We start from the raw sequence: 24,474 nt of genomic DNA on the forward strand, positions 1-24,474 counted from the left end.
AGCGCACAGATCTTTGGTGTCGTGTCCTGTAAGAACTGTTTTCAGTCCGATGCTCTCGTCGCCATCATCGCTGTCTGAGACAAGGGCGTGTCCAATCAGCCCCTACTCCGCCGCCGCCCGCCCCGCCTCGCCACGGTTCTTCAGGAGCTTGTAGAGGATCGAATCCATCAGCGCCTGGAAGGAGGCGTCGATGATGTTGTCGGAGACGCCGACGGTCCACCAGCGCGCGCCAGTGCTGTCCCCCGATTCGATCAGGACGCGGGTGATGGCCTCGGTGCCGCCATTGAGGATGCGCACCTTGTAGTCCACCAGTTCGAGATCGGCGATTTCGGTCTGGTAGGGGCCGAGATCCTTGCGCAGCGCCAGGTCGAGCGCATTGACGGGGCCATGGCCTTCGGCCACCGACATCATGGTTTCGCCGTCGATCGAGACGCGCACCACGGCTTCGGACACGGTGCGCAGCTGGCCATTTGCATCGTAGCGCCGCTCGACCATCACGCGGAAGCCCTCGACCCGGAAGAAGTCCGGCACGCTGGCAAGTGTGCGCTGGGCGAGGATCGAGAAGCTCGCGTCAGCCCCCTCATAGGCATAGCCCTGGGCTTCGCGCTCCTTGACGATGGCGATCAGCCGGTCGAGCTTGGGGTCGTCCTTGTCCACGGCGATGCCGCGCCGCTTTAGGGCATTGATGAAATTCGCCTTGCCGCCCTGGTCTGACACCATGACCTTGCGCAGGTTGCCGACCGTCTCCGGCGGCACATGCTCATAGGTGCGCGGGTCCTTCAGCAGGGCCGAGGCATGGATGCCGGCCTTGGTGGCGAAGGCGGAGGCACCGACATAGGGCATCTGATGGTCGGGCGAGCGGTTCAGCCGCTCGTCAAAGGCATGTGACAGGGCGGTGAGCCCCTGCAGCCGCTCGCGGTCGATGCCCAGCGTGAAGCGTTCGGCATAGGGCGCCTTCAGCATCAGAGTCGGGATCAGCGTCACCAGATTGGCATTGCCGCAGCGTTCGCCGATGCCGTTCAGCGTGCCCTGGATCTGGCGCACGCCGGCCTCCACCGCCGCCAGCGAATTGGCGACCGCCTGGCCCGTATCATTATGCGCATGGATACCGAGCCGATCGCCGGGAATGCCGGCCGCGATCACGGCGGCGACGATCTCGCGGATCTCGGAGGGCTGGGTGCCGCCATTGGTGTCGCAGAGCACGACCCAGCGGGCGCCGGCATCGTAAGCCGCGCGGGCGCAGGCGAGCGCATAGGGCGCATTGGCCTTGTAGCCATCGAAGAAATGCTCGCAATCGGTCATTGCCTCACGGCCGCTCGCCACAACGGCGGCGACGGAGGCGCGGATATTGTCGAGATTCTCCTCGTTGGAACAGCCGAGCGCTACCGCCACGTGGTAATCCCAGCTCTTGGCGACAAGACAGATCGCGTCGCTCGCCGACTGCAGGAGCGCGGCAAGCCCCGGATCGTTGGCAGCGGACACGCCTGCGCGCTTGGTCATGCCGAAGGCAACGAAGCGGGCCTTGCGCGTGCGCCGCCGGGCGAAAAAGGTGGTGTCTGTGGGATTGGCGCCTGGATAGCCGCCCTCGACATAATCGAGGCCGAAAGCGTCCAGCATCTCCGCAATCGCAATCTTGTCCTCGACCGAGAAATCGATGCCGGGCGTCTGCTGCCCGTCCCGAAGCGTGGTGTCGAAGAGATAGAGGCGATCGCGGGTCATGATGTTCCCTCCCTGGGAACGGCTGATACCCCTGATGGTGACAAGGGGCCTTGTTTATGCCCCTTGTCACCAAGGCTTCACGATCTGTCAATCTTTCGCCGCGACAGGCGGGCCGATCAGAGGCCCGCGAACTTGTCCGTGGCGTAGATCAGCCGGTCGAGAATGCCCGGCTCATTGGAGGCATGGCCGGCGCCCTCAACCAGGCAGAACTCGGCCTTGGGCCAGGCCTTGTGCAGCGCCCAAGCATAGCGCATCGGGCACGGCATGTCGTAGCGGCCGTGGATGATCACGCCGGGGATGTCGGCGATCTTGTGGGCATCGCGCAGGAGCTGCCCCTCCTCCATCCAGCCGCCATGAACGAAGAAATGGTTCTCGATGCGGGCGAAAGCCAGCGCATAGTGGTCCTCGCCGAAGCCGGCTGAATAGTCGGGGTTCGGCAGGAGCGTGATCGTCTCCCCTTCCCACAGGCTCCAGGCCTTGGCAGCGGCGATCTGCGCCGCCTTGTCCGGGCCGGTCAGGATCTTGTGATAGGCCTGCATCATCTGCCCGCGCTCGTCGGGCGGGATCGGCGCAACGAAGCGCTCCCACTTGTCGGGGAACATTTCCGAGACGCCGAACTGATAATACCAGTCGAGCTCACCCTTGGTCAGCGTGTAGATGCCGCGCACCACCAGCTCCGAGACGCGCTCGGGGTGGGTTTCGGCATAGGCGAGCGCCAGCGTCGAGCCCCATGAGCCGCCGAAGACCTGCCATTTTCCCACGCCCATCAGTTCGCGCAGCCGCTCGATATCGGCCACCAGATGCCAGGTCGTGTTCGCCTCCAGCCCCGCATGCGGCGTGGAACGGCCGCAGCCGCGCTGGTCGAACAGGAGGACGTCATAGGCTTCAGGGTTGAAGAAGCGGCGAAAGGTGGGCGTGCAGCCGCCGCCCGGGCCGCCATGCAGGAACACGGCCGGCTTGGCGCCCGGCGTGCCGACCTTTTCCCAGTAGATCACATGGCCGTCGCCAACATCGAGATGGCCGCTCTCATAGGGTTCGATCTCAGGATAAAATGTGCGCAGGGGTTGGGTCATGCGTTTGCGTATCTTTCAAGGCTTGCTGGAGAACGGCGGCAGGGACCAGTGATCCGTGTCGTGATCGGGATGCTGGCGGTTGCTTTGGACAATCGCGCCGAGACGGGCCTCACCATCGGCGCTGTCGGCATTGCTGTTGTCGCCGGCAAGAGCCGGGAGGCGGTCGAACCAGGCGAGGCGCGATTCCATGCCGGACTGTCGCACGGGGCGCACCGCATCAGGCGCATCCAGCGCGCCGAGCACGAGGCCGATGATCGCCTCGCCCGGCATATCGTAGAACAGCGGCGTGCCACAGGCGGCGCAGAAGCCGCGACGCGCCACAGCGGAGGAGACGAACCAGGCCGGCTCGCCGCGCGTCAGCGTGAGCCTTTCGCGCGGTGTGGTGGCAACGGGCATGAAATAATTGCCGGTCGCTTTCTGGCACATGCGGCAATGGCAGAGATGCGGGTCGGCGAGGTCGCCTTCGACGCGGTAGCGCACCGCGCCGCACTGGCAGCCGCCGGTGTAAAGCTGCCGATCCGTCACTCCTCCACGCCCTCGCCTGATCCATGCCGGCCATGACGGGAACGCGGCGCGGGCGCGCCGTCGTCCTCCAGCGGCCAGACCGCGGTGTCATGGTCGGGATGCTGGTAGGAGTCGATGCTGGCGAAGAAGGCGTCGGCCTCCTCGCTGACGAGAACGGGCTTGTCGAACAGACGATCGATCCAGGGCAGGCGCTTGTGGTGGTTGACCTGGATTTCCGGCTCGAGCTTTTCAGGATGGTCGAAGGCGCCGATGGCAAGTTCGACGCCGCCGGGATGATGATAGGTCAGCGGCGTGCCGCAGCGCTGGCAGAAGCCGCGCCGGACCTTGTTGGAGGAGCGGTAGAGCGCCGGGGCGCCACGCGTCCATTCGAGATGGGCCGGATCGGCGGTGACGAAGGCACCGAAAAAGCTGCCGAACTGCTTCTGGCACATGCGGCAGTGGCAGATGGAGGGGCGGCCGAGGTGGCTGGCGCGGAAGCGCACGGCACCGCACTGGCATCCGCCGGAGAGGAGTTCGTTCTGATCGCGCGCCATCGTCAAACCCCCTGCTCCTGCGGCCGCCAATGGTCCTTGGTCTCGCGCTCCTCCTCGTCCAGCCGTGGCGTCCAGCCGGGCACCTCATGGTCGGGATGCTGATAGGAGACGATGTCGGCGATGAAAGAGGCGGCCGTCAGGTCCTCGAGCGTCGCATGCGCAGGCAGATCGGCGACCCCATCGACATAAGGCAGCTTGTTTTCCGTTCCCCATTGCACCGTCGGGCGGATATCCGTCGGATCGTCGAAGGCGGCGATCGTCACCGACATGCCGTCTGGCGCCTCATAGGTCAGCGGCGTGCCGCAATGCGGGCAGAAGGCGCGGCGCACATGGTTGGAGGACTGGAAGCGCCGGGGCACCTCCCGCGTCCAAATGAGGCGCGCCTGGCGCACCGAGACCAGCGGCAGATAGAAATTGCCCGAGGCCTTCTGGCACATGCGGCAATGGCAGACCGAGGCATCGCCAAGCGGCCCCTCCACCTGAAAACGCACGGCGCCGCACTGGCAGCCGCCGGTTCGCACGGGATCGGTCATGGCGCGGTCTCCAGCCAGTTTTCGAGTTTCAAGCGCGGCACTCGCTGGAATTCGCGTGTGTTCGCGGTCACCAGAACGAGATCGAGCGCGCGGGCATGCGCCGCGATGAACAGATCGGTCGCGCCGATCGGCGCACCGCGCGATTCGAGATCCTGCCGGATCTCGGCGTAATCCACGGACGCCCGCTCATCATAGCTCAGCACCGCGACACGTTGCAAAACGCCCTCGATCCGCTGCGCGAGCGGAAGCAACGCCTTCTTTGCCGCACCGAAGCGGAGTTCGGACGCCACGATCGCGCTGATGGCGACCGCTTGCTCGCCTGCCTCAGCAATGCGCTGTGTCACACGTCCCAAGGGATGGCGGATCAGGTCGGATACGATGTTGGTGTCGAGCATGTAAAGTGCACCGGTCAAAGGTCGACATCCCGGGGCGGCGGAGCCTGTTCGTCCAGTTCGGGAAAATCACCTTCCCAGTCCGTCAGCGTCGACAGCCAGTCGAGGAGGCCGGTCGCCGGAACTGGCTCGATCACCAGCCGCTCGCCTTCGCGGTGCAGAAGGGCGGAATGTCCGGGCAAGGCCAGATCGGAAGGAATGCGGATCCACTGATCCGCCCCGTCCTGCACCAGCTCGACAGCCTGCCCCTTCCGTCTCTCGATCAAGCTCATGCTGTCTCTCCCGCACTCGGCGCGCGCGACCAACACATATCCTTGCGGTGCTACGCGCTTCGGCAGAGCCCTGCCAACAAAAACACCGCCAGGATAGGCGCGTCCCGGCGGTGTGATCAAGGTGCAAGAGGATCGCAGGAAAGAAAGCGCTACCGCTTCACCTCCCAGCTCGTCACCCGCTCGCCCGTCTGCGGGTCCTTGCCGTCCTTCAGCTGGATGCCGCGGGCGGAAAGCGCGTCGCGGATGCGGTCGGCCTCGGCGAAATTTTTCGCGATCAGCAATTGCCGGCGGGCTTCGACCTGCTCGGCCACATCGGCCCACTCACCCTCACCTGCAAGGGACAGGTCAAGATCGGCAGTTGCCTGTGCGTGGCGCTCGATGCTCTCGAAGCCGAGGAGATCGAGCAGGCCAAGGAAGGCAGAGGCCGCCGCTAAATCGCCCTTCATCGCCTCGCTCGCCAGCCCGTTCAGGCCGGTCAGCGCCGGATAGAGGTTGAGATCGTCGAGCACAGGGCTGTCCTGCGCCAGCGCGAACGGGGCGGAGGCCGCCTCCGGATGGGCCGCGAGAATCGCGAGCTTGGCATCTGCCCAGCGCCGCACCAGACCGCGCGCCTCCTCCAGCCGCTTGACCGAGAAGTCGATCGGCTGGCGGTAATGCGTCATCAGCATGGCGAGACGGAGCACCTCGCCCTCCCAGCGCCGACCGCCGAAGCGCTCCGTGTCCAGAAGATCGGCGATGGTGATGAAATTGCCCTCGGACTTCGACATCTTCCGACCCTCGACCTGGACGAAGCCGTTGTGCATCCAGACATTCGCCATGGCCTGCGTGTCGAAGGCGCAGCAGGACTGGGCGATCTCGTTTTCATGATGCGGGAAGATCAGGTCGAGCCCGCCGCCGTGAATGTCGAAGACCTCGCCGAGATAGCGGTTGCTCATGGCGGAGCATTCTATATGCCAGCCCGGCCGGCCGCGGCCCCAGGGGCTGTCCCAGCCCGGCTCGTTATCGCTGGACAATTTCCACAGCACGAAATCGGCCGGGTTTTTCTTGTGCGCGTCGACGGCCACGCGCGCGCCGGCCTGCTGCTCGTCCAGCGGGCGGCGCGAGAGCTGCCCGTAGGTCGGCATCGAGGCCGTGTCGAACAGAACCTCGCCGCCGGCGGCATAGGCATGCCCCCGGGCCACCAGAGCGCCGATGATCGTGACCATGCCGGCAATATTGTCGGTAGCGCGCGGCTCGTGCGTGGGGGTCAGCGCGCCGAGCGCGGCCGTATCGGCGGCGAAGCGCGCGGCGGTCTTCTCCGTCACGGCCCGGATCGCCTCGTTGAGCGGCAGGTCGGGATGGTCGCGCAGCGCGCGCGCATTGATCTTGTCGTCCACGTCGGTGATGTTGCGGGCATAGGTGACGTGATCGGCGCCGAAGAGATGGCGCAGAAGCCGGAACAGCACGTCGAAGACGATGACGGGCCGCGCATTGCCGATATGGGCGAAATCATAGACCGTGGGACCACAGACATACATGCGCACATCGCAGGCGTCGATCGGCGCGAAAGGCGCCTTTTCGCGGGTGAGCGTGTTGTAAAGCCTCAAGGTCGGCATGCCGGCCATGGCGGGTCTCCCTGGTTGATCGCATTCACGCAGCTGGCAGGCTGTCTTGAGTGTCAAGCAAAGCCCATCCGCCGCGCCGCCGTCCCATAGGACAAATCTGCCGTGCGCGCCATTCTTTCGTCACGATCGCCCGGCTTTGGGAGCGTCCCGCCGGAAAAGGCCACGAGAGTTTCGAAGAAGCGTCATCGTTCGGCCTGTTTCCTGCGGAAAACTCGAGGCTATCGGTTTGCGGCACGGAGGATCTCCATTGAGGCTCTCCGGCGCTGGCGCCGAACCGGTCTCGGGGAGGAGACATCGTTTCAGACAAACGACTTCGCGCCTCCCCGGCGCCGTCGAAAGACGTGCGCCAGGAGGAGCATCGATACCCGAAGCTCTGCAGATGCGCAGGCCGGACACACAGTGATCCTAATGGAGTGAATGACATGTCGGCAGAAACCCAGACCGCCAAGCAACCGGCCGAGCAGGCCAGCCGCCCGGACCTTCTGGAGCGCTACCGCCCGCTGGGCCTGAAGGCGGTCGTCGCCGCGACCACGCCCAAGCGTCCCGAAGCGCCCAAGGCCAAGCGCCCGGCGGACGACCACCGCCTGCGCTCGGCCTGATCGCCGCGCATCTGCCCGTCCGGCCGCTTGCGGGAGCGGAGGGACGGGATGCGCCAGGAGGCGCTCCAGGCCATGGATCAGGCATCTCATAGCTGACCCCCTCGCGCCGGGCCTTCACGGCCCGGCTTACGGCTTTCTCCCTGCGTCACGCCAAAGAGACGGCGCGCCCGACCTCCATCGGCGCAGGACTTTTGCACGGCATGGTGACGATCTCCAATCTTCCTGTAGACTTGGCGAAAGGCTTCGATTGCCAGGGACATTCTCTGGCGTTTTCTCAAAGTTGATGGAGGGGCAATGCACCACGATCAGGTTAGAGAGGCTCTTCTCCTGAAGGTCGAGAGAATGTCCGGCCTGCTGCGCAGCCGCGACCCGTCCATCGTCGACGAACTCTGGTCGGATGGCTTTCGCCTGGTCGGATCGGAGGTCGGCGAAATGGCCACGAGCCGCGAACAGCTCGTGGCTCTGTTCCGGAAGCTGTTCACGCGCACCGTCCGCTACGCCTTTGATTTCCCGATTGTCGAAGTCGATGTCGACGGGAATGTTGCCTGGCTCTTTGCCGAAGGCGCTCTGCTTGCCGATGATGGGGAGAAAAGCGAACGCCTTCCCTATCGACTGACGGCAGTCTTCACCTTCGCGGACGAGCGCTGGCGCTGGCGGCTCTTCTCGGGCGCAGAGCCGGCCCCTTCTTTGGAGGCTCCATAGGACGCCGGACTGACAATCCCATGCCGTCCAATGGTTCCGCATCTGTTTGCGCATCGGACGAGCCGCGACCTGTCCTTCAATCCGCCGCCGTTGTCTTCTTTCCCTTCGACGTCCTTAAAACAGCGAGAGCTGCGTCTGTGCGGGCTCCGCGGGAACCTCGTCCTCGCCGGGTCTCGACCTGCCGGATGCCTTGGAGTGGGGCGCCTTCTGCGGCTTGGCCGTGAGCGGCACGAGCTCGGCCGGCAGCTGCAGCTCCGGCCCATCCTGAGAGGCCGAATTGACCCGGTCGGACACAGGGATGGCTTCCAGCACCTCGTCGGCCAGCGGTGCGAGGAGGTCGGCCACGGCGCGTGGCTCCTGCGTGCGGCAATCCAGCCAGCGGGCGTAATCCTCCGGCTTGAGGATGACGGGCATGCGCGCATGGATCGGCGCGAGCGCCGCATTGGCCGCCGTGGTCAGAATGGCCGCCGTGTCAACCTCGCTGCCATCGGGCGAGGCCCAGCATTCCATCAAGCCGGCAAAGGCCATGAGGCCGCCCTCGCGCGGGCGGATGAAGAAAGGCTGCGCCCGCTCGCCCTTGCCCGCCTTGCGCCATTCATAGAAGCCGTTGGCCGGAAGCAGCACGCGGCGGTGGCGCAGCGCGGCGCGGAACGAGGCCTTCTCGAACACGGTTTCGCTGCGGGCATTGATAACGAGCGGGAAATCGCGCGGATCCTTGATGAAGCCGGGAACGAAGCCCCAGCGCACCAGCCCGGCACGCCATGGCGCGCGGTTGGAGCCCGGCAGCCCCGTCGGCGCGGCCATCACCGCGAGAACGGGCTGTGTCGGCGCAATATTGTAGCGCGGCGCCAGCCGGTCGAGATCGAGGCCGCCGAAATGCGCGGCCAGTTCCTGAAGATCGGCCGTCAGCGCAAAGCGTCCGCACATGCTCCGTCATTCCCTTCTTATCGGGCCCCTCTTATCCGGCCCGCTCCGATACCGTCCAGGGCGCCGGCGCGACCGTGCCCGGCCTGACCGGGACCAGCCCGACTTTAACCGCTTTGCAGGGTCATGGCTCTTTCGACAAGATAAGCGCTGCGCGAGCCGATACAATGCACACGAATCGTCGCCTTGCCGGCCCTGAAGCCGCTACCGGATTGCCATGACTGCCAGCCAGCCTCATCTCGCCTCCTCGGCCATTCTCATCCGGGGGGATCGCTATCTGCTCGTGCGCCGGTCCAAGCCGCCGTCTGCCGCCATGTATGCCTTTCCCGGTGGACGGGCGGAGCCGGGGGAGACGCCGGCCGACACCGCGCTGCGGGAGTTTCATGAGGAAACGGGCATCCTTGCCCGCAACGCCCGCCTGTTCGCCACCTATGACCTGCCGCCGCTTTCGGCTGACGGGCCGGGGATGCGCCATTTTTTTCTCTCGGTCTTCCTGGTGGAGGCCGAGGACGACGCGCAGGCCATTGCCGGCGACGATGCGGAAAGCCTCGGCTGGTTCACGGCGCGCGAGATCGACGACCTTCCGGCGCCAGACAGCGTGCGCGACTGCATTGCCCGGCTGGAGGCGGCACGCGCATGAGGAATAGTGCCAAGTGGATCGACTCGGCACGGGCATGCATCACTGTCCTGTTTTGCTCCAGCCTCGCAGCAGCAGCCCCACTGCCCGCGACTGCGCAGCTGACCGAGGTGCAGACCAAGGCGCCCGGCGCGGCGCGCCAGGAGAACACGACCCCTTCCGGCGCTCCGTCTTCGGGCGCGCAGACCGCGGCCCCTGCGACACCGCAGAGCCAGCCGGCGGCCTATGATCCACGGCTGATGCGCCTCGCCGAGATCCTCGGCTCCGTCCATTATTTGCGCACGCTGTGCGCCAGCCCGGATGCCGGCGACTGGCGCCAGAGCATGGAGGCGCTGATCGCCCAGGAAGCCCGCAACGAGGAGGAGCGCCGCACGCGCCTCACAGCCGCCTTCAACCGGGGCTATCGATCCTTCGCCTCGGTCTACACGCAATGCACCGCAGCAGCGGTGGAGGCCGAACGGCAGTACCGTGCCGAAGGTGCAACACTGGCGGCGGAAATCGTTGCGCGCTTCGGGAATTAACGGGTAATTAACCTCTTTTGCGGGTGCAGCATATCGTTTCGGGAAAAGGCTGCTAAACTCGTTAAGATCGTGGTAAGGAAGTGACAGCACGGGGCTTGCATCCGCGACCTTTCGCGAACATGCCCGCCCCTGCCCGAGGTCGTCTCTGCACAGGGTCGTCGTTTCGCATGGTCGCATTACAGGCTGCCCGAGCCGTCTGGCGGTGGGAGACGACGGGGCGCTGGAAGCGATACCAGGGGATCGGGTTGAGGCTTGGGGTGACGGCGGCGGCAAACGGGCGCCTGCCCGTCCCAGGGCATCGAGCCCGGCAACGGGATGTATGACGTGAGAAAGTGACCGTTTCGGATGCGCCAATGCCCCGAAATGGTCCGCGAGTGAAGGCGTAAGACAGCATGGAACGGATGATGGAACCCAATCTCAGCGACATCGACGACATGATTGTCCATGAAAAGATGCAGGCCGCCATGGAGCATCAGAACGAAGCCTGGGCCGACGGCATGGCCGATGGCATCGAGCCCGAGATCATCGCCGATGCGGCCATTGCGCTGGCCATGCGCGAGACCATTCGCCTGCGCGGCGAAGACGGCGCGGAGGCCATGCTGGTGGCCGTGCGCGAGCGCATGCTGGCGGGTGAATTCTCCCCGCCGCGTTCGCTGCAATAGCGTATCCGGCCGAAAGCCGGGAACCGGATTTCGGGGCGACCCGATGCGGAGACGAAACGAGAGCATCGGACCGCGCTGCGGTTTTCCTCCGATCCTCTGAGACCACCCCGAAGACGATCAAGAAGAGTGCGATGACCCGCTTCACGACGCTCCGCCCGTTCAGGCCCCGCCTGTCCGAGAGCCAGACCGCTGGTCGGCGCCGTGGAGGCCTTGCCTTGCTGGTGGCCGGCCTGGCCCTGGCTGCCAGCCTGCCCGGCCCGGCCCTGGCGCTCAGCGATCTGCAGACCATTCCGGGCGATCCGCCGCAGGATGCGCAGGCCGCGCAGCCCGGCTCGCCGGCTGAACCCACTGATCCCAAGGCTCCGGCTCCCAAGGCACCGGAGACATCGCCGGCGCCGAAGAACGCCAAGGATGGCGCGCGCGACGCCATTCCCCTGCCCGATCCGCTGGTGAACAAGCCGGCTGCGCCGAATGCGGCGGCGGGCGAGGCGCAGAAGCCGGTCGAGGTGCTGACAGACGTTTCCAAGATCCCGGCCCCTGTGGCCCGCATGCGCCAGCTCCTGGTGGAAGCGGCGGCGTCGGGCGATGTCGAGCGGATGCGCCCGCTGATCGGCAAGGGTCCCACCCAGACCATCATCGGCGATGGCGAGGAAGAGGATCCCGTCGAGGCGCTGAAAGGCTTTTCCGGCGACAATGATGGCATCGAGATTCTAGCGATCATGCTGGATCTGATGTCGACAGGCTTCGTGCGCATGGATGCCGGCACGCCGAACGAGGTCTATGTCTGGCCCTATTTCGTCGCCAAGCCGCTGGAGTCGCTGACGCCGCCGGAAAAGGTCGATCTCATGCGCCTGGTTACGGCCGGCGACGTGATGTCGATGCAGGAATTCGGCAGCTATAATTTCTACCGCATCGGCATCACGCCCGACGGTCACTGGAAGTTCCTGACCGGCGGCGACTGAGCGGGCGTTTCCTGATCCCGATCTGCACCGCTGCGCGGATCGTCCAGCCGGAATGCGCTGCAACTTCCGGCCGTGTTGTGTGATGGCGCATAGCCGCGCGCTGCAAAGGATGCTTGCGCGCGACCGTCCTTCGTCCTACCTCTTATGCGAGCCATGCGTGCCGCGCATGTTCGCGCGCCCTGCCAGAGAGGTCATGCCATGTCAGCCATGCGTCTTGCCGATCGCCGCCTGATCCATGTTACCGGAGCGGATGCGGAAAGCTTCCTCCAGGGGCTGATCACCACCGATCTCGGTCAGCTGGGCCCGGACGAGGTCCGCGCCGGCGCGCTTCTGACACCGCAGGGCAAGATCCTGTTCGATTTCCTCGTCAGCCGCCGGCCGGACGGCCTGACGATCGAGATCGCCGCCGGCCAGGCCGAGGCCCTGCTCAAGCGGTTGACCATGTACAGGCTGCGCGCGGCGGTCACGCTTGGCGCCGAGCCCGATCCCATGGTCGCGGTCGGCTTCGACGCCGGGACTGGGGGCCTGCGCGACATCCGCTTCGAAAAGGCCGGCCTGCAACTCTTTCGCCATTACGCTGGCAATTCCTCGGACCATTCCTCGCAGGACGGCGCGGCGGACTATGACGAGGCGCGCCTGACGGCGGGCATTGCCGAATGCGGCCCGGACTATCCGCCGCAGGATGCCTTTCCCCATGATGTCCTGCTCGATCTGAATGGCGGCCTCTCCTTCCGCAAGGGCTGCTATGTCGGGCAGGAGGTGGTCTCCCGCATGCAGCATCGCGGCACCGCCCGCCGGCGCCTGGTGCTGGTGACAGCAGAGACGGCCCTGCCGGAAAGCGGCGCGCCGGTTCTTTCCGCGGGACGGCCGATCGGCGCGCTGGGCAGCGTGCGCGGCGCGCGGGGGCTTGCGATCGTGCGGATCGACAAGGTCGGCGATGCGCTGGCCCACGGCCTGCTTCTGACAGCCGGCGAGGTGCCCGTGACGCTCGCTCTGCCGGCCTGGACCGGCCTGTCCTTCCCGGAAGAGCCCGCCGAGGAAGCCCACCAGCTTTGATCTGGCGAGCGGTTTGATCAGAGCTAGCCCAAGGCCGGGATACGGCGTGTCGCCACTGGCCTGCGCGCGAGGGTCCCCTCCACTTTCTTCCCCATCCACCCTCTTGCGACCGCCAGCCCTTCAGGCGGATTTCCTTCCCGAGTGAATCGGCTTAAGGACACCTCAACGACATGCGATGAAACAAGGTCTTGAAGCGCGGGACGCGACTCTGAACGATCGCGACGCGCTTCAGGGCGGATTGCCTGTCGCCTTGCGTGCGTGTGCCTGCCCGACCCCGCTGGGCAGCGGCGCTTGCCGCCAAACCGATGCGAAGGAACACAGGAGCGTCGAAAGGTCCATGTCCGCCCCCCGCGCCTGGCAGCGCATGCTCTCCGGCCGCAGGCTCGACCTGCTCGATCCCTCGCCTCTCGATATCGAACTGTCCGACATCGCCCATGGGCTGGCGCGCGTGGCGCGCTGGAACGGCCAGACCGCCGGTCCGCATGCCTTTTCCGTGGCGCAGCATTGCGTGGTGGTGGAAGAGATCTTTCGCCGGCTGAACAAGGCAAGCCCGGCTGACCGCCTGATCGCGCTTTTGCACGATGCGCCGGAATATGTGATCGGCGACATGATCTCCCCCTTCAAGGCCGTGGTCGGCGGCGGCTACAAGACGGTGGAAAAGCGCATCGAGGCGGCCATTCACCTGCGCTTCGGCCTGCCGGCGAGCGCGACCGCCGCGCTGACGGAGAAGATCAAGAAGGCCGACCGCGTGGCCGCCTTCTTCGAGGCGACGCTGCTGGCGGGATTTTCCCCCACGGAAGCCGCCGGCTTCTTCGGCCGGCCGCGCGCGATCACGGCGGAGATGCTGCCGATGGCGCCGCTGCCCGCCCCCGAAGCCCAGGCCTTATTTGCCGAGCGCTTTCACGCGATCGACGCGGAACGCCTTGCCGCTTCGCCACGCGCAGGACAGTCACGCTCCACGCGGCCGGTATGAGAAAGAGACGCATATGGGCCTGATCGTCGTTTCACCCTTGGCGCGCATCGCGGAAATGGCCGTGCGCCACCGCTGCGGCGGCATGCTGAGCCTGATGGGCGCGCAGCAGCATTTTCACCGCCCCGCCTGCATTCCGAGAGAGCGTCATCTGCTGCTGGCGCTCAATGATATCGTCAAGCCCACCGGGCCTCTGATCACACCCGAGGCGCACCATGTCGCGGCCATCCTCGATTTCGCCCGTGGCTGGGATCGCTCGGCGCCGCTGCTCGTGCATTGCTGGATGGGCGTCTCCCGCTCGCCGGCCGCCGCCCTCCTGATCGCGCTCGCGCTCGCGCCGGACCAGGACGAGGTGGCGCTGGCGCAGCGGCTGCGCGCCGCCTCCCGCTTTGCCACGCCGAATGCCCGGCTGATCGAACTGGGCGATGCCGCCCTTGGCCGAGAGGGCCGGCTGGTCGCGGCTGTCGAAGCCCTTGGCCGGGGGGCGGAGGCCGATGGCAATGCGCCCTTTCTCCTGCCCGTGACGGCAGAGGATGCGGCAAGGCCGATCCCCGCATGAGCGTCGAGATCGGCTTGAACGCCGTCGTGGTTGCGCGGGGGCCGCAGGCGCCGATGATCCTCGCGCTCACCGATGCGGCCGGCGCGCGGCGCGATGCCCTGCCCTTCGGCCCCTTCGATCCGCAGCGCCACCGCACCTTCGAGACCAGCCTGCGCGATCATGTGGAAGAGCAGACGGCGCTGTCGCTCGGCTACATCGAGCAGCTCTACACCTTCGGCGACCGCGGCCGGCATCGCGAGCCCGGCGAGGAGACCAAGCATCTGGTCTCGGTCGGCTATCTGGCGCTGGCCCGGCCGGACGAGGAGGCGGCCTCGCGGCTGCAGGAGGCAGGCGCGCGCTGGCGCGACTGGTATGCCTATCTGCCTTGGGAGGACTGGCGCGCCGGCCGGCCGGGCCTGATCGACGCGGTCATTCTGCCCGGCCTCAGCGGCTGGGCGGAGGCCGCCGAGGGCGACCGCGCAGCCCAGCGCCGCGCCCGCATGCGCCTTGCCTTCGGCCTTGATGACATCCCCTGGGACGAGGAGCGCGTGCTCGAACGCTACGAGCTGCTCTACGAAGCCGGCCTTGTGGGGGAAGCGCTGGCTGATCGTCCCGATGAGGCCACGGCGTGGCGCGCGGCTCTTCCCACCGCGCCGCTCGGCCGGGCGATGCAGCACGACCATCGCCGCATCGCCGCCACTGCCATTGCCCGCCTGCGCGCCAAGATCAAATATCGCCCCGTCGTCTTCGAGCTGATGCCGCCCGACTTCACGCTGACGGCGCTGCAGACCATGGTCGAGGCGATCTCCGGGCGGCATCTGCACAAGCAGAATTTCCGCCGCCTGGTGGAGGGCGCGGAGTTGGTGGAGCCGACGGGCGCCAGCACGGCCGGCACCGGTGGCCGCCCGGCCGCCCTCTTCCGCTTCCGCCGGCAGATTCTGGAGGAGCGCCCCGCGCCGGGGCTGAAGCTAGGCAGCCGCTAAAGCATCGGACCGATAAGTGGGAACCGGTTTTCGGACAAATCCGAGGCAAAAACAGAAATCGGGAGCATCGGCCTGTGTATGGTTTCCTGTCCGATGCGCTAGCGTGAAGACCGATCGCGGGCCTGATCGGCACCCGACCGGCAGATTTCGCGGCCCTCCGAAGCCTTTGTCCGGCTTGACGCCTCCGCCTCCCGCCCCATCTCCGTCGCACTGCAACAAAGCTGGAGCCGTCGATGGACAATCAGGTCTCGGGCGTGATCGTCGCCACGCGAACCGCCTTCACGCAGATCACCGCGCTCGCGGTTCAATATTCCTTCTCGATCCTCGGCGCGATCATCCTGCTGATCATCGGCTGGACGCTGGCGCGGCTGATCCACAACTGGGCCTATAGCGGGCTGAAGAAGGTTCACGGCATCGACGAGACGCTGGCGCGCTTCTTCTCCAACATCATCCGCTATGCGCTGCTGCTTCTCGTCTTCATCACCGTGCTCGGCCAGTTCGGCGTGCAGACCGCCTCGATCATCGCCGCGCTGGGCGCCGCCGGTCTTGCCATCGGCCTGGCGCTGCAGGGCACGCTGCAGAACATCGCCGCCGGCATCATGCTGCTGGTGCTGCGGCCCTTCCGTGTCGGCGAAACCATCCAGACGCCGCAGGTCTCCGGCACCGTGCGCGAGATCGGCCTCTTCGCCACCGAGCTGGTGACGGCCGATGGCGTCTATCTGCTCGCGCCGAATTCGACGCTGTGGAACGTGCCGGTGACCAATTACAGCCGCGAGGCCACGCGAAAGTTCGACCTAAGCATCACCGTCGCCCGCGAGCAGGTGGACCAGGCGACCACGGTGCTCAATGATCTTGCCCGTGCGGACGGTCGCGTGCTCGACGCACCGCCGCCGCGTGTCTTCGTCGACAGCTTCAGCGGCAGCAATGCCACGCTGATCCTGCGGGTGTGGATTGGCACCCCGGACTGGTGGAAGACCACGCGCGATCTAACCCACACTGCCCAGGCGCGGCTGGCCATGGAAAACATCGCGGTCAACTGACGCGCGCGGCTTTGGCTTTGTCGCCGGCACCATCAGGACCGTTCATAAAAAAGGGCCAGCCGAAATCGATCGGCGGGCCCTTTTCTCCATTGAAACAGAGACTTGCTCGATCAGCGGATCACGGCGCAGGCCAGCCGCTCTCCCGCATCGCCTGATGGCTGGCTGCGGTTGTCGTCGGAGCGGGCGTGGATCATCAGCGCGCGGCCGCGAATGCCGGTCGTGCTGTCGTCGAGCTTGACCATGCCGTTGAACACCTGCGCCCGGAGCACCCCATCCTGTCCGACATACTGGTTGGGCATGTCGCCCGCATGCGGACCGTTGGCCGCGAGAAAACCGTGCTCAGCCTTGGTCGGATTGAAGTGGCCGCCGGCGGATTCATGGCCGCCCGCAGGGTCGCAGCGCCCGGTTTCATGCACGTGGAACGCCACCCATTTGCCCGGCGGCAGGTCCGTCAGCTCCATCTCGATCAGCACGCCGTTCTTGCCTGCCGTGAGCATGGCCCGGCCGTTGGACTTGCCATCCTTGCCGACAAATTCCGCCATGGCCGTGTGCGAGGTCGATTGGGCGGCGGCAGGTGCGGCGGTCGTCATCAGCGCGGCGGTCGCGAGAGCGGCATAGGCGAAGGCTGCGGGAATCGGGCTGTTCATCGGGTCTCCTTCTCAGGTTAGGCCAGCCAGCGGCCGGCCTTCATGCATTCGGATTGGAACAGCCGAAGAAGGGGGCTTGTTCCGCGTTTCACGCAAACGTCAGAAGCTCGGAGTCTGCAGGACGCGCGCGATCAGAAGACGCGGTAGAGCGAGGTGGCGATGATCAGACAGGCCACCGCGATCATCAGCGGCTTCACCGGCAGCTTCTTCACCACGAAGGCCCCGATCGGCGCGGCGAGCACGCCCCCGATGATGACGCCGATGGCCGAGCCGAGTTCGGCAAAGCCGAGCGTGAGAATGAAGGTGGCGGAGATCACCAGCGTGACTGCGAACTCCGTCAGGCTGGTAGAGCCGATAACCCGTTTGGGATCATGACCACGACCGATCAGCGAGGTGGTGACGATCGGCCCCCAGCCACCGCCGCCGGCGGCATCGAGCCCGCCGCCGGCCAGGCCGATGAAGGGCACCAGCCAGTCGCGCACCTCGCGGATCGCCATGGGGCGGAAGGCCTTGAACAGGATGTAGAAGCCGACCAGCACGAGATAGGCCGAGACATAAGGCTCGATCACCTTGCCATCGATGTTGGACAGGACGAAGGCGCCGATCGCACCGCCCACCATGCCCGCCGGCGCCAGCCGGGCGACGAGCTTCCAGTCGATGTTGCGGTGATAGGTGTGCGACAGACCCGATGCGGCGGTCGTGAACACCTCGGTGACATGGGTCATGGCGCTGGCTGTGGCGATGGGGACGCCGAGGGTGAGGAGACTGGTGGTGGTCAGCAGACCGAAAGCCATGCCGAGGGCGCCGTCCACCAGCTGCGCGAAGAAGCCGATAGCGATGAACATCCAGATATCGCCGTCCAAACCGCATCCTTTCAGGAAGAGAAAAAGCCGAGGGCAAAGGCGGAAAGGCCGGGAAAGTTCCCCAGCCTTCGCCCTTGCGATGAAGGTCCGCCAAAGGCCATTGCGCTGACGCCCAAGGCCTCGGCACCAGATCCTTTCGCCGCCGGCCATGCATAGAGCATCGGACCGACAAGGGGGACCCGATTTTGAGAAAAATCCGCTGCAAAAACAGAGAGGAGATCCGAGCGACGACATGGCGTTATATCGCCGGAGCCGGCCCGGGCGGGCTTTATCCGCACAGGCCGCGCCATTCCCTGGCCTTGTCAGGGCGAGACGGAAGGGTTCATGCCATGGCGATATCGAGCCCGATGTCGAGCGTGGGTGCGGCCATGGTGATCTTCGAGGTCGAGATGAAATCCACCCCCGATTCGGCGATGGCCCTGACGGTGGAGAGCGCGACATTGCCCGAGGCCTCCAGCACCGTGCGCTTGACCGCATGGACATAATCGCCGCCAGCGATCAGGCCATGATGCGCGGCGTTCAGCGCCACGGCTTCGGCCAGCTGGTCCGGCGTCATATTGTCGAGCAGCACCACCTCGGCGCCCGCGGCCAGAGCCTCGCGGAACTGGTCGAGCGTATCGACCTCGATCTCGATGCGCAGGAGATGGCCGGCATAGGCGCGCGCGGCGGCAAGCGCCGGCGCAATGCCGCCGGCAACGGCGATGTGGTTGTCCTTGATCAGGATGGCATCATCCAGACCGAAGCGATGGTTGGAGCCGCCGCCGAGACGCACGGCATATTTCTCCACCCCGCGCAGGCCGGGCAAGGTCTTGCGCGTGCAGGTGATGCGGGCGTGAGTATGGGCGATCTCGGCGGCGAAGCGGGCCGTCAGGCTCGCCACCCCGCTCAGATGCATGAGATAGTTCAACGCCACCCGCTCGGCCGAAAGAAGTGCGCGGGCGCGGCCGGAAACGGTGGCGATTACGGTGCCTGCCGACAGGGGCGCGCCGTCGGCAAGTGGCGTGTCGAAGCGGATCGTCGGGTCGATCAGCCGGAAGGCCGCCTGCGCCAGCGTCAGGCCGGCCAGCACGCCCGGCTCTCGCGCGGCCAGAACGGCACTCGCCTGGCGATTCGGGCCGATCGTCGCCAGCGTCGTCACGTCGCCGGCCCGGCCAAGATCCTCCGCCAGCGCGGCGCGCACCTGGTCTTCCACGAGAAGCGCCGGCAGTTCGGGCGGGTGCGGAGCGGTTGCAGTCATGTGTCACAGGTCCTCAGGTGGCATCGTCCGGCGCGGCCGGCAGGAAAGAAAGAGGCTGGAAGGGCGTGCCTCAGGCCGCCCGCATGCCGAAGCGTTCGGCCACCACGCGGTTCGCATCCGACAGCGTCAGGAAGCTGCGATGGCGCCAGGCGGGGTCGGCGGCGGGGAAGTCGGCGCGGAAATGGCCGCCGCGGCTTTCCGTGCGGATGAGCGCTGCCACGGTCATCAGCTTGGCGGCGGTCAGGATATTGCCGAAGCGCAGACGGGTATTGGCACGCTCGAGCTCGACGATTTCCGCCAGTGCATCGCAGAGGCCCGCCTGGGTGCGGATCACGCCGACCTTGGCGCTCATCAGCTTGCGCAGGGTGCTTAGCTGCGGGCTGTCCTCCAGCGTCACGGGATCGTCGCTCTCGCCGGCATTCTCGTGCCAGCTGGCGATGCGCGCCACCGGCAGCACGGTCTTGATGTCCTCGGCGATGCGCGCGCCGAAGACGACGGCTTCGAGCAGCGAATTGGAGGCCAGGCGATTGGCGCCGTGCACGCCGGTGGAGGCCACCTCGCCGGCCGCCCAGAGCCCGTCCACCGACGTGCGTCCGTCGGCATCGGTCAGCACGCCGCCCATGTGATAATGCACGGCCGGCACGACGGGAATGGGTTGATGCACCGGGTCGATGCCGGCGGCGATGCAGGAGGCGTAGACGGTCGGGAAGGCATCCGGGAAATGCGCGCCGACGGCCGCGCGGCAATCGAGGAAGGCGCCGCGCCCGGCGCTGACCTCGGCAAAGACGCCGCGGGCGACGATGTCGCGCGGGGCCAGTTCCGCATCGGGATGCAGCGCCGCCATGAAGCGCTGGCCGGCGGCGTTGACGAGATGCGCGCCCTCCCCGCGCAGCGCCTCGGTGGCGAGCGGCGCGGGATCGCGGCCGATGTCGATCGCGGTCGGATGATATTGCACGAATTCTGGATCGGCGACGATGGCGCCGACGCGCGCCGCCATGCCGATGCCCTGGCCGCAGGCCTCATGCGGATTGGTGGTGACGGAAAACAGATGGCCGACGCCGCCCGAGCACAACACCACGGCGCGTGCGGGAAAGGCCACGCGCCGCAGCGACTGGCCGGCATCCGGCCGGGCGATGACGCCGGAGACGAAGCGCCCCTCGCGCACCAGCTCCTCCACCACATAGCCTTCCAGAACACGGATGGACGGGGTGGCGCGCACCTTGGCGATCAGCGCCTCCATGATCGCCTTGCCGGCCATGTCGCCGCGCACGCGCACGATGCGCCGCTCGGAATGCGCGGCCTCGCGCGACAGTTCGAGATGGCCCTCGAGATCCTTGTCGAAGGGAACGCCATAGGCCAGCAGGTCGTGGATGCGGTCTGCCGCCTCCGAGGCCATCAGACGGGCGATCTTCTCGTCGACGATGCCGGCGCCGGCCACTAGCGTGTCGGCCACATGCTTGTCCACCGTATCGCCCGGACTCATGGCCGCGGCCACGCCGCCTTGCGCCCAGGCGGAAGAAGCGCCATGGCCAATGGGGGCGGCCGCCAGCAGCGTGACCGGACGCGGGCTGAGCTTCAGCGCGCAGAACAGCCCCGCAAGACCGCCGCCGACGATGACGATGTCATCGATGCCGCCCGTCCTTTCCGGCTGGAAATTGTCGCTCTTCATGGATCATCCCTCCCACAGGCTCTGACAGGCCCGCTCTATGCCTTCAGTGCGATCATCCGCTCCACGGCAAGGCGCGCCCGATCGGCCACGGTCGGATCGATCGTCACCTCGTCGGTCATGGTCAGCAGGCTGTCGAGGATCTTCGGCAGCGTGATGCGCTTCATGTGCGGACACAGATTGCAGGGCTTGATGAAATCCACGCCCTCGACCTCGGCGGCGACATTCGAGGCCATCGAGCATTCGGTGACCAGGAGAACGCGTGGCGGACGCTTGTCCTTGACATAGTCGATCATGCCGGCGGTCGAGCCGGCAAAATCGCAGACCGCGATCACATCCGGATGGCATTCGGGATGGCCGACGATTTCCAGGCCCGGATAGGCGGCCTTGTAGGCCAGAAGCTCCTCGGCGCCGAAGCGCTCATGCACCTCGCAATGGCCCTTCCAGGTCAGGATCTTCTTGTTGGTCTGGCGCGCCACGTTCATCGCCAGATATTCGTCGGGGATGCAGAGCACCGTGTCGCTCGCGAGGCTCTCGACCACCTGCAGCACGTTGGAGGAGGTGCAGCAGATGTCCGTCTCCGCCTTCACATCGGCCGAGGTGTTGACATAGGTGACCACGGGAACGCCGGGATAGCGCTGCTTGAGCAGGCGCACATCGGCGCCGGTGATGGAATCCGACAGCGAGCAGCCGGCCCTGGAATCGGGGATCAGCACCGTCTTTTCCGGGTTCAGGAGCTTGGAGGTCTCGGCCATGAAGTGCACGCCGCACTGGATGATGATCTCGGCATCCACGCGGGTGGCATCGCGGGCGAGCTTCAGCGAGTCGCCGACAATATCGGCCACGCAGTGGAAGATGTCAGGCGTCTGATAATTATGCGCGAGGATCACGGCGTTGCGCTCGCGCTTCAGCCGGTTGATGGCCGCGACATAGGGCGCATAGACGGGCCACTCAAAGGCGGGGATGAAGTCCTTGACCTTTTGGTAGAGATGCTCGGTCTCGCGCGCGATTTCGGGCGTGAAGGACAGATCCGGCTTGGGCAGAACGCCAAAGCGCTGTGCGGCGCTCGTCATGCCTGGTGCGCCGGCGGCCAGCGGGTGAAACTGGGTGTTGTGCATGGACTGTTCCTTCCCGGCGGACCCGCATCCCCGGCCGCCTGCCTAGAGCATCAGACTGAAAATCGTACGCAGTCCGATGCTCTAATTTTCTGTTTTTGCATCGGATTTTTCCGAAAACCGGTTCCCACTTTTCGGTCCGATGCTCTAGCCTCTCCACCCCGCTGTCCCTTACCCGGATATGCTCAAAATGAGCATAAGAGGGGCGCGAAACGAACGGCCGATGACCATAGGCTGAATTAGTCAGTTTCATGACGCTTTTCAAGCGTCACGATGGTGCGCTTTTTTGGGTGCAGCGGCATCAGGCGGCGGCAGGCCGCGCCACCGGCCGCTCGCGGATCGGCAGATGCACGAGCGCGGCGAACAGGCCGAGCAGCACGCTCACCCACCAGACAGGGCCATAGGAGCCGAAGCGGTCATAGAGCACGCCGCCCATCCACACGCCGAGGAAGGAGCCCACCTGGTGCGACAGGAACACCATGCCGCCCAGAAGGCCGAGATGGCGCGTGCCGAACATGATGGCGACGAGCGCATTGGTCGGCGGCACGGTCGACAGCCAGAGCAGCCCCATCAGCATGGAGAAGACGATGATCGAAACCGGCGTTTGCGGCAGAAGAAGAAAGCCTGCCACCACCACCGAGCGGGCGAGATAGATCAGCGCCAGCACATGCGGCTTGGAGTTCTTCTGGCTGATCACGCCTGACGCCAGCGAGCCGATGATGTTGAAGAAGCCGATCAGCGCCAGCGCGATCACGGCATAGCGCGCATCGATGCCGAGATCGCCGATATAGGCGGGGAAATGCGCGGTGATGAAGGCCACCTGATATCCGCAGACGAAGAAGCCGGTGACGAGCAGCAAGTAGCTGCGGTGGCCGAAGGCTTCCTTCAGCGCTTCGCCCGCCGTCTGCGGATAGAGGGAGGCGCCTTGGGTGCCCGAGGCGGAATTGCCGGCGAGCGGGATGGCGGCCAGCGGCACGATCAGCATCAGCGCGGCGAGAAAGACCAGCGTGTCGGACCAGCCATAGGCATTGATCAGCCCCTGCGACAGGGGCGCGAACAGGAACATGCCGGCCGAGCCCGCCGCCGTGCCGATGCCATAGGCCATGGAGCGCTGGGCCGGCGTGACATGGCGGGCGAAGGCCGACAGCACCGTGCCGAAGGAGCCGGCGCCGACGCCGAGGCCGACCAGGATGCCGCCGCCGACATGCAGCCAGAGCGGCGCCTGCGCATGAGCCATGACGAGGAGCCCCGCCGCATAGATCAGCCCGGCCAGCGCCAGGATCCGCCAGGTGCCGAACCTGTCCGCCAGACCGCCGAAGATCGGCTGGCTCAGGCCCCAGCTCAAATTCTGCAGCGCCATGGCGAGGCCGAACGTGGATCGGTCCCAGCCGCGATCATTGAGCATCGGCAGCTGGAAGAAGCCCATGGCCGAGCGCGGGCCGAAGGTCAGCATGGCCACCACCGAGCCGGCCAGGATGATCAGCCAGGGAAAGGCTTTCGGCGGGGAGGAAGCGCTGGGCGACGACATGGCGGCAATCCGGTTGCTGATATCCGTTTGTACGGAGTAAAGCCTGCGGCGAAAAGCCAATAAAATTGAGGGATGATTGCAGGACATTGATCCGACGCGTCTCCGGTGAACTTGAGGTCGCCGAAAACGCCTTGAGCTTTTGCTCCCCGCGTCCTGCCCGGAGGGCGAAAGACCTTTCTTCCGTGCGGTGCTATCGAGCGCATTGCGCTTTTCACATTCGCTTCCCGCGCTTCCAGCCCTCGTTCTGTCGCATGTCTTGATCGCAAAACCAGTGGCCACGTCGGCGCGAAGTGCTCTACCGGGCCTCGCGCCGCCGCATCGGCCAGGTCTCGCCGCGCCGGCCGAGGACCTTGACGGCGTCGCCGACGGCGATCCTGCCGGTGCCGCGCGGCACCAGGTTCCAGCCGAACAGAACGCCGCGCACGCGCGGATCGGCCGACATGCGCTCGACCGCCAGGCCCTGGATCGGATTGCCGCCGATGCGCTCGCCGCTCATCTGGTCCTGCGTCGTCATGATGCAGCGCTCGCAGGGCTTGACCAGGTCGAAGCGGATGCCGCCGATCTCGATCGCCTCCCAGGCATCCTCGTCCCAGGGGATGGCGCAATCCACCACGAGATTGGGGCGGAAGCGGTCCATGCCGACAGCAGGCTGGCGCTGCTCGGCCAGCGTGCGGTTGAGCGCGTCGAGCGATCCCGTCGTCGTCAGCAGCACCGGATAGCCATCGGCCAGGCTGACCGGAACAGGCCCGCCCGCCCAGGCCGCGCCCACATGCCGCTCGGCCTGCGCATCCTGATAGACGAGCCGCAGCGGCTGGCCGAACCAGCGCGAGAGCGCATCATTCGTCGCCGCATCGGCCAGAACCACATCCACGAAACTGGTCCAGATCTTCACCTCGATGCGCCGGACCGGATCGAGGCGGACGATGAGACGCTCGCCGTCCTTCTCCAGAACCAGCCCTTCTGCGCCGAGTCGTGCCGTCACTTGCGCCAGGGCCTGCAGGTCACGCTGGCTCACCAGATGGCCGGCCGTATCGACCAGCATGAAACGGCGATCGCCCGTGAACCCCAGCGGCTGCACCTCGGCCTCGGCCAGGGCAACGGCGCGCGCGCTTTTCAGCGGGTGAACGTGGAGGGCGGAGAGGCGCATCGACAGGCTCTTGTTCTAGCGGAGGT

27 protein-coding genes are annotated in these 24,474 nt (G+C 66.2%); 11 read left to right on the forward strand and 16 right to left on the reverse strand.

The features are described 5' to 3' along the window. Nucleotides 1-102: 102 nt before the first annotated feature. The 8 genes from cimA to cysS all read right to left on the reverse strand — a co-directional run bounded on the left by cimA (nucleotide 103) and on the right by cysS (nucleotide 6,651). Nucleotides 103-1,719 (reverse strand): citramalate synthase, encoded by a 1,617-nt coding sequence (gene cimA, locus BJF92_RS09055; protein ID WP_075634434.1) that lies wholly within the window; start codon nucleotides 1,717-1,719, stop codon nucleotides 103-105. A gap of 116 nt (nucleotides 1,720-1,835) precedes the next feature. Then, the gene (gene pip / locus BJF92_RS09060) at nucleotides 1,836-2,792 is read right to left on the reverse strand and encodes a prolyl aminopeptidase (RefSeq protein WP_075634435.1); all 957 of its coding nucleotides are present in this window, start codon (nucleotides 2,790-2,792) and stop codon (nucleotides 1,836-1,838) included. 15 nt (nucleotides 2,793-2,807) lie between these two features. Beyond that, entirely contained in the window at nucleotides 2,808-3,317 is a 510-nt protein-coding gene (locus tag BJF92_RS09065; protein ID WP_075634436.1) for a GFA family protein, read from the reverse strand. Beyond that, nucleotides 3,314-3,850: a GFA family protein gene (locus BJF92_RS09070; RefSeq protein ID WP_075634437.1), complete on the reverse strand. Its 537-nt coding sequence runs from the start codon at nucleotides 3,848-3,850 to the stop codon at nucleotides 3,314-3,316. Before BJF92_RS09070 ends, BJF92_RS09065 begins: the two co-directional genes overlap by 4 nt. 2 nt (nucleotides 3,851-3,852) lie before the next feature. Next, nucleotides 3,853-4,383, reverse strand: coding sequence for a GFA family protein (locus tag BJF92_RS09075; protein ID WP_075634438.1), 531 nt, complete (start codon nucleotides 4,381-4,383; stop codon nucleotides 3,853-3,855). Then, entirely contained in the window at nucleotides 4,380-4,778 is a 399-nt protein-coding gene (locus BJF92_RS09080) for a type II toxin-antitoxin system VapC family toxin (protein WP_075634439.1), read from the reverse strand. Before BJF92_RS09080 ends, BJF92_RS09075 begins: the two co-directional genes overlap by 4 nt. Nucleotides 4,779-4,792: 14 nt before the next feature. Beyond that, complete coding sequence (locus BJF92_RS09085) at nucleotides 4,793-5,047, reverse strand: antitoxin (protein WP_075634440.1); 255 nt, start codon at nucleotides 5,045-5,047, stop codon at nucleotides 4,793-4,795. A 149-nt stretch (nucleotides 5,048-5,196) separates the two neighbouring features. Continuing rightward, nucleotides 5,197-6,651 (reverse strand): cysteine--tRNA ligase, encoded by a 1,455-nt coding sequence (gene cysS / locus BJF92_RS09090; protein WP_075634441.1) that lies wholly within the window; start codon nucleotides 6,649-6,651, stop codon nucleotides 5,197-5,199. A gap of 422 nt (nucleotides 6,652-7,073) precedes the next feature. On the opposite strand from cysS, the gene BJF92_RS25535 reads away from it, so the two are divergent. Together BJF92_RS25535 and BJF92_RS09095 are read left to right on the forward strand one after the other, a co-directional pair. Then, nucleotides 7,074-7,250 (forward strand): hypothetical protein, encoded by a 177-nt coding sequence (locus tag BJF92_RS25535; protein WP_158032213.1) that lies wholly within the window; start codon nucleotides 7,074-7,076, stop codon nucleotides 7,248-7,250. A gap of 342 nt (nucleotides 7,251-7,592) precedes the next feature. Beyond that, nucleotides 7,593-7,952: a nuclear transport factor 2 family protein gene (locus BJF92_RS09095; RefSeq protein WP_075634442.1), complete on the forward strand. Its 360-nt coding sequence runs from the start codon at nucleotides 7,593-7,595 to the stop codon at nucleotides 7,950-7,952. Between the two features lie 114 nt (nucleotides 7,953-8,066). On the opposite strand, the gene BJF92_RS09100 is transcribed toward BJF92_RS09095, so the two are convergent. Further along, nucleotides 8,067-8,879 (reverse strand): SOS response-associated peptidase, encoded by an 813-nt coding sequence (locus tag BJF92_RS09100; RefSeq protein WP_075634443.1) that lies wholly within the window; start codon nucleotides 8,877-8,879, stop codon nucleotides 8,067-8,069. Between the two features lie 214 nt (nucleotides 8,880-9,093). Between BJF92_RS09100 and BJF92_RS09105 the strand changes: the two genes are divergently transcribed. The 9 genes from BJF92_RS09105 (at nucleotide 9,094) to BJF92_RS09145 (ending at nucleotide 16,245) form a co-directional block, all read left to right on the forward strand. After that, nucleotides 9,094-9,516, forward strand: coding sequence for an NUDIX hydrolase (locus BJF92_RS09105; protein WP_075634444.1), 423 nt, complete (start codon nucleotides 9,094-9,096; stop codon nucleotides 9,514-9,516). Next, nucleotides 9,513-10,034 (forward strand): TIGR02301 family protein, encoded by a 522-nt coding sequence (locus tag BJF92_RS09110; RefSeq protein ID WP_075634445.1) that lies wholly within the window; start codon nucleotides 9,513-9,515, stop codon nucleotides 10,032-10,034. The genes BJF92_RS09105 and BJF92_RS09110 overlap by 4 nt, the downstream gene beginning before the upstream one ends. A 392-nt stretch (nucleotides 10,035-10,426) precedes the next feature. Further along, complete coding sequence (locus BJF92_RS09115; RefSeq protein ID WP_139790636.1) at nucleotides 10,427-10,696, forward strand: hypothetical protein; 270 nt, start codon at nucleotides 10,427-10,429, stop codon at nucleotides 10,694-10,696. 131 nt (nucleotides 10,697-10,827) lie between these two features. After that, the gene (locus BJF92_RS09120; RefSeq protein WP_245294701.1) at nucleotides 10,828-11,658 is read left to right on the forward strand and encodes an NADH-quinone oxidoreductase subunit E; all 831 of its coding nucleotides are present in this window, start codon (nucleotides 10,828-10,830) and stop codon (nucleotides 11,656-11,658) included. Between the two features lie 198 nt (nucleotides 11,659-11,856). Then, the gene (gene ygfZ, locus BJF92_RS09125) at nucleotides 11,857-12,714 is read left to right on the forward strand and encodes a CAF17-like 4Fe-4S cluster assembly/insertion protein YgfZ (RefSeq protein ID WP_075634446.1); all 858 of its coding nucleotides are present in this window, start codon (nucleotides 11,857-11,859) and stop codon (nucleotides 12,712-12,714) included. A gap of 337 nt (nucleotides 12,715-13,051) precedes the next feature. Beyond that, nucleotides 13,052-13,687 carry an HD domain-containing protein gene (locus tag BJF92_RS09130; RefSeq protein WP_075634447.1) on the forward strand — a complete coding sequence of 212 codons (636 nt, stop codon included), beginning with the start codon at nucleotides 13,052-13,054 and terminating at the stop codon, nucleotides 13,685-13,687. Nucleotides 13,688-13,700: 13 nt separating this feature from the next. Beyond that, complete coding sequence (locus BJF92_RS09135) at nucleotides 13,701-14,243, forward strand: tyrosine phosphatase family protein (RefSeq protein WP_075634448.1); 543 nt, start codon at nucleotides 13,701-13,703, stop codon at nucleotides 14,241-14,243. Further along, nucleotides 14,240-15,205, forward strand: a complete 966-nt coding sequence (locus tag BJF92_RS09140; RefSeq protein ID WP_075634449.1) for an NUDIX hydrolase — start codon at nucleotides 14,240-14,242, stop codon at nucleotides 15,203-15,205. The genes BJF92_RS09135 and BJF92_RS09140 overlap by 4 nt, the downstream gene beginning before the upstream one ends. Before the next feature lie 233 nt (nucleotides 15,206-15,438). Further along, complete coding sequence (locus BJF92_RS09145; RefSeq protein ID WP_075634450.1) at nucleotides 15,439-16,245, forward strand: mechanosensitive ion channel family protein; 807 nt, start codon at nucleotides 15,439-15,441, stop codon at nucleotides 16,243-16,245. Nucleotides 16,246-16,355: 110 nt separating this feature from the next. Here the strand turns inward: BJF92_RS09145 and BJF92_RS09150 are convergent, their stop codons facing one another. From BJF92_RS09150 to BJF92_RS09180, 7 genes are all read right to left on the reverse strand, one after another. Continuing rightward, entirely contained in the window at nucleotides 16,356-16,835 is a 480-nt protein-coding gene (locus BJF92_RS09150; protein ID WP_075634485.1) for a superoxide dismutase family protein, read from the reverse strand. Nucleotides 16,836-17,023: 188 nt separating this feature from the next. Further along, entirely contained in the window at nucleotides 17,024-17,737 is a 714-nt protein-coding gene (locus BJF92_RS09155) for a sulfite exporter TauE/SafE family protein (protein WP_075634486.1), read from the reverse strand. A 340-nt stretch (nucleotides 17,738-18,077) separates the two neighbouring features. After that, complete coding sequence (gene nadC, locus BJF92_RS09160; RefSeq protein WP_075634451.1) at nucleotides 18,078-18,992, reverse strand: carboxylating nicotinate-nucleotide diphosphorylase; 915 nt, start codon at nucleotides 18,990-18,992, stop codon at nucleotides 18,078-18,080. 70 nt (nucleotides 18,993-19,062) lie between these two features. Continuing rightward, nucleotides 19,063-20,661, reverse strand: a complete 1,599-nt coding sequence (locus BJF92_RS09165; protein WP_075634452.1) for an L-aspartate oxidase — start codon at nucleotides 20,659-20,661, stop codon at nucleotides 19,063-19,065. 35 nt (nucleotides 20,662-20,696) lie between these two features. Beyond that, the gene (nadA, locus tag BJF92_RS09170; RefSeq protein ID WP_075634453.1) at nucleotides 20,697-21,776 is read right to left on the reverse strand and encodes a quinolinate synthase NadA; all 1,080 of its coding nucleotides are present in this window, start codon (nucleotides 21,774-21,776) and stop codon (nucleotides 20,697-20,699) included. A gap of 298 nt (nucleotides 21,777-22,074) precedes the next feature. Continuing rightward, nucleotides 22,075-23,310 (reverse strand): MFS transporter, encoded by a 1,236-nt coding sequence (locus BJF92_RS09175; protein ID WP_075634487.1) that lies wholly within the window; start codon nucleotides 23,308-23,310, stop codon nucleotides 22,075-22,077. Nucleotides 23,311-23,596: 286 nt separating this feature from the next. Then, nucleotides 23,597-24,448 carry an MOSC domain-containing protein gene (locus BJF92_RS09180; RefSeq protein ID WP_075634454.1) on the reverse strand — a complete coding sequence of 284 codons (852 nt, stop codon included), beginning with the start codon at nucleotides 24,446-24,448 and terminating at the stop codon, nucleotides 23,597-23,599. Between the last annotated feature and the right edge of the window lie 26 nt (nucleotides 24,449-24,474).

It is taken from the genome of Xaviernesmea rhizosphaerae (genome assembly GCF_001938945.1).
GTDB lineage: Bacteria > Pseudomonadota > Alphaproteobacteria > Rhizobiales > Rhizobiaceae > Xaviernesmea > Xaviernesmea rhizosphaerae.

Bases quoted from the DNA above. Each gene is read 5' to 3' on its own strand.
- cimA (WP_075634434.1), bottom strand. From the start codon at position 1,719: ATGACCCGCGATCGCCTCTATCTCTTCGACACCACGCTTCGGGACGGG.
- pip (WP_075634435.1), bottom strand. From the start codon at position 2,792: ATGACCCAACCCCTGCGCACATTTTATCCTGAGATCGAACCCTATGAG.
- BJF92_RS09070 (WP_075634437.1), bottom strand. From the start codon at position 3,850: ATGGCGCGCGATCAGAACGAACTCCTCTCCGGCGGATGCCAGTGCGGT.
- BJF92_RS09075 (WP_075634438.1), bottom strand. From the start codon at position 4,383: ATGACCGATCCCGTGCGAACCGGCGGCTGCCAGTGCGGCGCCGTGCGT.
- BJF92_RS09080 (WP_075634439.1), bottom strand. From the start codon at position 4,778: ATGCTCGACACCAACATCGTATCCGACCTGATCCGCCATCCCTTGGGA.
- BJF92_RS09085 (WP_075634440.1), bottom strand. From the start codon at position 5,047: ATGAGCTTGATCGAGAGACGGAAGGGGCAGGCTGTCGAGCTGGTGCAG.
- cysS (WP_075634441.1), bottom strand. From the start codon at position 6,651: ATGGCCGGCATGCCGACCTTGAGGCTTTACAACACGCTCACCCGCGAA.
- BJF92_RS25535 (WP_158032213.1), top strand. From the start codon at position 7,074: ATGTCGGCAGAAACCCAGACCGCCAAGCAACCGGCCGAGCAGGCCAGC.
- BJF92_RS09095 (WP_075634442.1), top strand. From the start codon at position 7,593: ATGTCCGGCCTGCTGCGCAGCCGCGACCCGTCCATCGTCGACGAACTC.
- BJF92_RS09100 (WP_075634443.1), bottom strand. From the start codon at position 8,879: ATGTGCGGACGCTTTGCGCTGACGGCCGATCTTCAGGAACTGGCCGCG.
- BJF92_RS09105 (WP_075634444.1), top strand. From the start codon at position 9,094: ATGACTGCCAGCCAGCCTCATCTCGCCTCCTCGGCCATTCTCATCCGG.
- BJF92_RS09110 (WP_075634445.1), top strand. From the start codon at position 9,513: ATGAGGAATAGTGCCAAGTGGATCGACTCGGCACGGGCATGCATCACT.
- BJF92_RS09115 (WP_139790636.1), top strand. From the start codon at position 10,427: ATGGAACGGATGATGGAACCCAATCTCAGCGACATCGACGACATGATT.
- BJF92_RS09120 (WP_245294701.1), top strand. From the start codon at position 10,828: ATGACCCGCTTCACGACGCTCCGCCCGTTCAGGCCCCGCCTGTCCGAG.
- ygfZ (WP_075634446.1), top strand. From the start codon at position 11,857: ATGTCAGCCATGCGTCTTGCCGATCGCCGCCTGATCCATGTTACCGGA.
- BJF92_RS09130 (WP_075634447.1), top strand. From the start codon at position 13,052: ATGTCCGCCCCCCGCGCCTGGCAGCGCATGCTCTCCGGCCGCAGGCTC.
- BJF92_RS09135 (WP_075634448.1), top strand. From the start codon at position 13,701: ATGGGCCTGATCGTCGTTTCACCCTTGGCGCGCATCGCGGAAATGGCC.
- BJF92_RS09140 (WP_075634449.1), top strand. From the start codon at position 14,240: ATGAGCGTCGAGATCGGCTTGAACGCCGTCGTGGTTGCGCGGGGGCCG.
- BJF92_RS09145 (WP_075634450.1), top strand. From the start codon at position 15,439: ATGGACAATCAGGTCTCGGGCGTGATCGTCGCCACGCGAACCGCCTTC.
- BJF92_RS09150 (WP_075634485.1), bottom strand. From the start codon at position 16,835: ATGACGACCGCCGCACCTGCCGCCGCCCAATCGACCTCGCACACGGCC.
- BJF92_RS09155 (WP_075634486.1), bottom strand. From the start codon at position 17,737: ATGTTCATCGCTATCGGCTTCTTCGCGCAGCTGGTGGACGGCGCCCTC.
- nadC (WP_075634451.1), bottom strand. From the start codon at position 18,992: ATGACTGCAACCGCTCCGCACCCGCCCGAACTGCCGGCGCTTCTCGTG.
- BJF92_RS09165 (WP_075634452.1), bottom strand. From the start codon at position 20,661: ATGAAGAGCGACAATTTCCAGCCGGAAAGGACGGGCGGCATCGATGAC.
- nadA (WP_075634453.1), bottom strand. From the start codon at position 21,776: ATGCACAACACCCAGTTTCACCCGCTGGCCGCCGGCGCACCAGGCATG.
- BJF92_RS09180 (WP_075634454.1), bottom strand. From the start codon at position 24,448: ATGCGCCTCTCCGCCCTCCACGTTCACCCGCTGAAAAGCGCGCGCGCC.